This is a genomic window from Comamonas odontotermitis (genome assembly GCF_040396735.1).
GTDB lineage: Bacteria > Pseudomonadota > Gammaproteobacteria > Burkholderiales > Burkholderiaceae_C > Comamonas > Comamonas odontotermitis_C.
In genome coordinates this window covers 41,194-48,650 of the sequence record NZ_JBEBNZ010000027.1, presented here as the reverse complement: position 1 = coordinate 48,650, position 7,457 = coordinate 41,194, and the positions used below count along the sequence as shown (strand labels likewise).

Annotated in this window: 6 protein-coding genes; 3 read left to right on the top strand and 3 right to left on the bottom strand. The window is 63.8% G+C overall.

Annotated features, from left to right (window positions below; genetic code table 11):
• Together ACH2DG_RS17925 and ACH2DG_RS17920 are read right to left on the bottom strand one after the other, a co-directional pair.
• On the bottom strand, nt 1-308 hold a 308-nt coding region (locus ACH2DG_RS17925; protein WP_395027774.1), incomplete at its 3' end, for an aconitase family protein.
• A 42-nt stretch (nt 309-350) separates the two neighbouring features.
• Nucleotides 351-1,358 (bottom strand): LysR family transcriptional regulator, encoded by a 1,008-nt coding sequence (locus ACH2DG_RS17920; protein WP_395027773.1) that lies wholly within the window; start codon nt 1,356-1,358, stop codon nt 351-353.
• Nucleotides 1,359-1,620: 262 nt separating this feature from the next.
• On the opposite strand from ACH2DG_RS17920, the gene ACH2DG_RS17915 reads away from it, so the two are divergent.
• Nucleotides 1,621-2,721, top strand: coding sequence for a DUF4349 domain-containing protein (locus ACH2DG_RS17915; protein WP_395027772.1), 1,101 nt, complete (start codon nt 1,621-1,623; stop codon nt 2,719-2,721).
• Between the two features lie 27 nt (nt 2,722-2,748).
• On the opposite strand, the gene ACH2DG_RS17910 is transcribed toward ACH2DG_RS17915, so the two are convergent.
• Nucleotides 2,749-3,696: a DMT family transporter gene (locus ACH2DG_RS17910; protein ID WP_395027771.1), complete on the bottom strand. Its 948-nt coding sequence runs from the start codon at nt 3,694-3,696 to the stop codon at nt 2,749-2,751.
• Between the two features lie 84 nt (nt 3,697-3,780).
• On the opposite strand from ACH2DG_RS17910, the gene ACH2DG_RS17905 reads away from it, so the two are divergent.
• Nucleotides 3,781-4,659 (top strand): LysR family transcriptional regulator, encoded by an 879-nt coding sequence (locus ACH2DG_RS17905; RefSeq protein WP_395027769.1) that lies wholly within the window; start codon nt 3,781-3,783, stop codon nt 4,657-4,659.
• A 269-nt stretch (nt 4,660-4,928) separates the two neighbouring features.
• The gene (locus ACH2DG_RS17900; protein ID WP_395027767.1) at nt 4,929-7,418 is read left to right on the top strand and encodes an Ig-like domain repeat protein; all 2,490 of its coding nucleotides are present in this window, start codon (nt 4,929-4,931) and stop codon (nt 7,416-7,418) included.
• Nucleotides 7,419-7,457: the final 39 nt, after the last annotated feature.

Sequence of the window (7,457 nt, the reverse complement as noted above, 5' to 3'; positions counted from 1 at the left end):
AAGAACGCGGCTGCACCGAATTCGCCGATGTTGTCATTCAGCGTGGTGATCTGCTCCTTGCTGATCGGGTCTTCAATGCCGTCGTAGCCGCGTTCCCAGCCGGTGGTGGGCGTATTGTGGTCGGCAGTAGCCACCACGGAGCTCACGCGCCACAGCTTGCGGCCGGCCATGCGCAGGCCTTCGAAGGCCTGCGGGCTGGTCACTTCGTGCACCAGATGGCGGTCGATATAGAGGATGGTGGTGCCATCTTCTTCGGTGTGGATGGCGTGCTCGTCAAAAATCTTGTCGTAGAGGGTGCGTCCGGTCATCGTGGTCTCTTTCGGTCAAGTGTTTGTAATGGGGGGCAAAATTTATAGCGCGCCAAGTCCTAGGGACGGCTGCAGGGCGCGGATTGTATGGGTGGCATCGTCACCGGGCGCAAGCGCGTCGGCGACAGGCCGGGGGCTCAGGTGCTCGACCAGCAGCCGCGCAGTCACGGGGAGGGCATCAAAATCGCGTGCCATCAGGCGCAGCTCGCGGTGCGCCCAGTCGTCGGTCAACTGGATCCCGCGCAGGTTGCCCACGCCGTGCATCAGAGTGAAGGCCCGGTCGGGCACCAGACCGACGCCCAGGCCGTTGTCGATCATGCGGCACATCGCGTCCAGGCTCGTTACCTGGATGCGCTGGCGCAGCGGGCGGCGCAACTGGGCCGATGCCGAGCGCATGGCCTGGCTGATGCTGCTGCCCGATTGCAGGCCGACAATGTCCCATTCCAGCGCTTCTTCAAAGCTGATCGCGTCGCGCTTGGCCAGCGCGTGCGAGAGCGGCACCACCAGCATCAGGTGGTCAGACCGGTAGGGGCGTGACTGCAGCTCCATTTCGGCCGCGCCCTGCACGGCGTCCGGGTTGCAGATGCCAAGGTCTGCCGTGCCTTCATGCACGGCCTGGACCACGTCGGCGCTCAGGTGCTCCTGCAGGTCGATCTTGATCTGGCTGTGCTCGCGCGCAAAGCTGCCCAGGTCCTCGGGCAGGAACTGCACGATGGCCGAGATATTGGCATGCACGCGCACATGGCCGCGCACGCCATCGGCGTACTCCGACAGCTCGCCCTGCATGCGCTCCAGCCCGAACAACACATTGCGGGCATGGTGCAGCAGGCTCTCGCCCGCAGGCGTCAAGGTCACGCCACGGCTGTGGCGATAGAGCAGCTGGGTGTCGACCGCGGTTTCGAGGTCTGACAGGCGCTTGCTGACAGCCGATGCGGCAATGAACTCGCGCTCCGCCGCACGGCCGATGCTGCCTAGCTCGCACACGGCCACAAACAGCTGGAGCGAGGTCAGGTCGATACGGCGCGCAAAACTGCGCTCGGAGCTTTTCATGGTGGGGAGATATCGTGGTTTTAGAAAGCGAAGGCCATTTTACGCAATAAAAAGCATTTTGGCATCGCCATTTGCGATGGCTTACGTGTTTGAAATTTGACGATGCGGTGACAGCGCTGTGGCTGTCCCTGGGCCCGCAGGGCATGACGCGTCCGCCTGTCGGGCTGGGAGTAATTTGTTTGCTTGTGTAACGGATTGACCCCTTTGCCGGCCTGGCACCGATTCAATGCATGTCCAAGACATTTCATCGGAGAAAGCTGCCATGACCCTTCGCACACCATTTCATTCTGACAAGCCGCGCCTGCCCGCATTACCGCGTTCTGCCCGGCTGCTGGCTTTGGCACTGGCTGCAGCCACCCTGGTGGCAGCCTGTTCGCCAGATGCCTCCACCAGTGCTTCTGATTCGCAGGGTGCGGTGGCAGAACCTGCGACATTTGCATCCGGGGCTGCACAGGACAATGGCGCGACGCTGGAGAGGCGGGCTCGCCCGCGTGCCATGTTGGAGGAGGCCGCGCCGGGAAAGGCGGCTGCTGCCAAGCTGGTGTCGGCGCCGACGCCCGCGCCGGCTCCCATGGCCCCTATGGCCGCTGGCGCAGGCATGGATGCTGCGCAGCCTGCCAGCACAGCGCCCAGCCAGCGCTTTCTGGCCGTCAGCCATCGCATGCAGATCGAAAGCCCGGCCGCCGAGCTGGCTGGCCTGTGGGAGACAGTCAAATCCACCTGCGAGCGGCTTGACTGCTATGTGGAAGGTTCTGCACTGCAACGGGAAACCGCGCAATCCGCTGCCAGTGCGTACCTGACGATGCGCATCAATCCGCGCGACTTTGCCATGCTGACGGCCACCCTGGGCGGCAACGCGAAAATCCTCAACCACCAGACATCCACCGAAGACAAGACCAGCCAGGTGATCGATGTGGAGGCGCAGATCAAGAACCGCAGTGAGTACCGCGACAGCCTGCGCGAGCTGCTGCGCGAGAAAAACGTGAAGCGCACCTTGCAGGACCTGATCGAAATCCGCGACACCATGTCGCAGGTGCAGGCAGAAATCGATGCCGCCGCCACCCAGCGTGCCCTCTTGGAGCGTGAAACAGCCAAGCAGCTGGTGCAGATGCAGTTCCAGCCCCAGCGGGTCATCGTCAGCGGCACCTACAGCCCCTGGCGGCAAACCTGGCAGCGCAGCTGGGATACCTTCGCCTTCAGTGCGCAAAGCCTGGTCGTCACGGTTGCGGGGCTCATTCCCTGGCTCCTGGTACTGGTGGTGATTGGCGTGCCGCTGTGGCTGGGTCTGCGCAGGCGCTTTGCGCGCCGGGCTGCCGCTGCGGCTGCCAAATCTTTGGCCAATGCGCCGGTCCCGGTGGAATGAGCACGATGCGCCTGCCGATCACCTGCGCTATTGCCGGACTGGGCGCGCGCGGGAGGGGCGCTCCGCCACGCTGATGGCGACGGTGAGCACCGCAATGCCGATCAGTTGCGCAGTGCTCAACGTCTGGCGGAAGTACAGCCAGTCAATCACGATGGCCACGGCCGGATAGACAAACTGGAAGATGGCGATGCGCGATGTGGGCAGGCGGAGCGTGCCAGCATAGATCAGGGTGTAGGCCAGTGCGGTATGCACGAGGCCCAGGCCGGCAAGCCAGAGCCATGCGCCTCCCCAGGCCGGCCATCCATATTGCACGGGCCAGATCCACAGCGTCAGTGCGCCAAGCAGGCATTGCCACCACGCCAGGGCGCTGGCACTGGTTTGCGCCTTCTTGGCGCAGAGCGTGACGCCGGCCATGCATACCGCGCCCACCATGCACAGCGCAACGCCCAGCCAGTAGCCGCTCTGGTGAAGGTCTTCTGCTCCAAATAGCGGAAGGTGCTGCAGCACGCCGGTGGCCAGAGCGAGGCCGAACAGGGCCGCCAGCACGGCAGCCAGGCGCTGCCTTCCTACCCTCTCGCCCAGCCACAGCGCGCCAAACAGCAACAGCCACAGAGGTTGCACATGGAAGAGCACAATCGCCATCCCCGCCGAGGTGTAGGTCATGGCCTGAAAGAAGAGAGCCCAGGAGGCAATCATGAGCACGCCCGATGCCAGCACCCATGGCGCCGTGCGGCGCGGCAGACGCAGCAGCGGCAATTGCCTTCGCCAGGCCATCCACGCCGTCAACCCCAAAAGGCCGAAGGCGCAACGAAACCAGGTGGCGGTGATGGGGGCGGCATGCGCTTCCTGCACAAACACGCCGACCGTGCCAAGCAGCATGCAGCCCAGCAAGAAGGGCAGGGCGCCACTGCTGACGGCATGTTGCCTGGGCGAGGGAGTGGATGCCGCCATGACGGCGCTGGATGGGGTATGCATGCACGCAGTGTCCCGTTGTCTTCAAAAAACGAAAAGCGCATAATTTGGCATCCAATATTTCGATAATCGAATAGACGAGGGACCATGGAACACCTGCGCGACATGCAGCTCGATTGGCTCAAATGCTTTGTGGCGGTGGTGGACACGGGAGCGCTGTCCAGCGCTGCGACGGAGGTGTTCCGCTCGCAGTCGGCGGTCAGCATGCAGATCAAGAAGCTGGAAGACGCGATGGGCCATCGCCTGCTGGACCGCAGCAGCCGCAGGCTGCAGCTCACGCCCGAAGGCCAGACGCTGCTGGGCTATGCGCGCCGCATGCTCGACCTGCAGGCCGAGGCGCAGCAGGCACTGCACAACCAGCCGCTGACCGGGCGCGTGCGCCTGGGCGTGCCCGATGACTATGCGCAAAAGTACCTGACGCCGGTGCTGCGCCGCTTTGCGTTGCGCCACAGCAGTGTGGAGATTGAGCTCAATTGCGAGCAATCGACGGCGCTCATTCCTCGTGTTGCACAGGGTGATCTGGATGTGGCGCTGGTCTCGCGCGACCATGCGCGGCGCGGCATTCTGCTGTTCCACGAACCCATGGTCTGGGTGGGGTCGCCGCAGTTTGAACTGTGGCGGCGCGATCCATTGCCCATTGCCGTGTACGAGGAGGCCAGCCTGGCGCGGCGGGGCGCCATGCATGCGCTGGCGCAGCAGGGGCGGCGCTACAAGGTGGTCTACAACAGCTCCAGCCTGGCCGGGCAGATTGCCGCCGTCGAAAGCGGCTTGGCCGTGGCCGCGCTCACCCAGTGCAGCGCGCCTGCCCACCTGCAGCAGCTGGGCATCGAACACGGCCTGGGCCCCTTGGCGCCCATGGAGGTCGCTGCCTACCGCAGCCGGGCATCGCGCGGCAATGCGGCGGTCGATGGGCTGCAGCAACTGCTGGTGCAGACCTTGCGGCAGGCTAGTCGCCCAGCGGGTTAGCAGCGCGGTAAATACGCCTCATCTTGCGCTTTTGTCGGGCAGGTGCCGCAGTATGCCTCACGACCTGTGCAGGGGCGTCCCTGTTGTGTGACATCGGCTTTGCACCAGATGCCGTTGCGCGTGACCACATTTGTAGGAAGACGCAATACCTATTTGCAGTAGGTAATCACTCTCTTGCTTCAAGGGGCGGAAACTGGAAATAATGGGCTCGCAAAATATGTTTCTATTTGTGCTTTTATCGCGTAAATTGTTTTACCACGAGGCCCATCATGAACAACGATCCATCGCCCCAGACGCCAGCGCCGTCAACACGCAAGCCTTCTGGCGGGTGGCGGTTCCGTTCGATGAATGCATTGGTGGTGGCGGGGACATGGCTGATGGCCAGCGCAGCTTATGCACAGAGTTGCTCGCCTGGAGAGACATCGGTGTCGTTCGGTTTCACCGGTGGTGAACAGACCGTCACCGTGCCGCAGGGAGTGCATTCGTTGACCGTGTACCTCAGTGGCGCGCAGGGCGGCGCGGGCAGAAGCGGGGCAGGCACCATTGGCGGCAGCCCCAATTCGCCCGGAGGTGCGGGTGGCCTGGGCGGGCGGGTCAGGGGTACGCTGGCGGTGACGCCCGGTGCGCAACTGTCCATATGGGTGGGAGGGCAAGGCTCGCAATCGGTCAACCCAGGGGGCATCGGGCAGGGTGTTGATGGCATTGGCGGAGGTGCCACGGACCTGCGTGTCAATGGCAACGCCATCGGCAATCGTGTTGCGATTGCTGGCGGTGGCGGAGGTGGTGGAAATGCGGGGTGGAGTACCACTGAGGTTATCGCCGGCGGAAATGGGGGGGTGGGTGGCGGTGGCACTGGCACTGCAGGCGCCAATGTGCCGGGCGGCCCGGGGCCGTTTGGGGGCGGTGGCGGCGCTGTTGGCACCGGAGGGGCTGGCGGTGGTGGCTGCGGAAACTTTCCTGCCACGGCAGGCAATGCTGCGAACGGTGATGGCGGTGATTCCTTCAATTTTTCGGGTTCCTTCAGCGGGGCGGGCTTTGGCGGCGGCGGTGGCGGTGGTGCTACCGTGGGGGCCGGTGGTGGAGGTGCTGGCGTAGGAACCACCGCCTGCCTGCAGAACTGGAACGGCGGCGGCGGTGGTGGCGCTGGCGGAAGCTCTGCCGCACCTGGGCTGACGGCGGTGGCTTTCAACAATGGCGTGCAATCGGGTAATGGGGCGGCGTTGATCTGTTTTGCACCTACCGAATTTTCTGTAGGTGGAACCGTTTCGGGCCAGACGGGGCCCGTGAGCTTGGCGCTCTCGGCGACCAATCCAAGCAGCACGCAAAGTCTGGTGATTGGACAGGCAGCTTCCAGCTTCAATTTCTCCACGCTGCTGCCGCAGGGCGCCAACTGGGCCATCAATGTTTCTGGTGCGCCTGCGGGGCAGCTGTGCAGTGCCAGCTCGGCCAGCGGGTCGGCGATCAGCGCGAACGTGACGAATGTGGTGGTGAGCTGCACCACCGTGGCTGTTGATGTGACCCCCGTCTCTTTGCCTGGGGGCACGTTCGGTTCCAGCTATTCGCAGAGCTTGGCGGCATCGAGTGCCAATGGCGCGGTGGGGCCGTACAGTTTTGCAGTTTCGGCGGGGATCCTTCCAGCCAGTATCGCGTTGTCGCCCGCGGGCGCGCTGTCTGGTGTGCTCAGTGCAGCCGGTACCTTTAATTTTACGATTGGGGCGACTTCCGCCAATGGGTTCACCGGGCAGAGGGCATACACGCTGAACGTGCTCCAGGCCAGCCAGACGATCACCAATATGGCAGCTTCACCTGCAAGCCCCATCTTCAGCCAGGGCGGGTCGTTCACGGTATCTGCCAGCGGCGGGGGATCGAGTGCGCCGGTCATTTTTGGCGTGGCGCCAGGTAGTTCCAGCGTGTGTTCGGCTGGCGGCACCAACGGCTCTCTCATCAGCATGCTCTCGGCAGGTACCTGTACAGTGCAGGCCAACCAGGCGGGGGATGCGAACCATGTGGCCGCGGCGCAGGTGGTGCAGAATGTCCTGATTGGCAAGGGGCCGCAGACGATTTCCATCAGCTCTGTACCGCCTGCCAATCCGCGTGTCGGTGGCACTTACGAGGTGGCAACTGTAGCTGGCCCATCGACCGAGCCGCTCCTCCTGGCTGTCAGCGGCGCATGCAGCCGGATTGGCAACACCATCAGCTTTGATGCGGTGGGTGCCTGCACCATCACGGCCAGCCAGAAGGGCGATGCCAATTATCTGGATGCGACGGGTGTGACGCAAACCATTGTCGTCGCGCAGGGCGGCTCGGGCGTGGATATCGGCTCCAGCCCGAATCCCTCATTGCCGGGGCAGAGTGTGACGTTCACCGTCACAGTGGCCTTCGATGCGACCAAGAGTGCAGCCCTGCTGACCAAGGCCGCGCCGATTCCATCGGGTACGGTCGAAATCACCGATGGCGCGACCGTGCTGGGCTCGGCCACGCTGAATGCAGGTGTGGCAACCATCACCACGCAGCAATTGGTTCTGGTTGGCGATCATCAGATCGTGGCGAGCTACAGCGGCGATGCGAATTACCCAGCCACACAAAGCAGCGCCTTTGTGCAGACGGTGACCGCCCGGGCTGTGGAGCAGGTGCCGGGTCTGCAGCCGCTGGCGGTTGCCATGCTCGGCCTGATGGCGGCAGGGCTCGGTGCTTTGGCCCTGCGCCGCCGTCGGGGTTGCACGCATTCGGAAGCCCAATCACTTGATGGGCTGAAGTAAAAAAAGCTGCCAGCGCTTTACAAGCAAGCACTGGCAGCT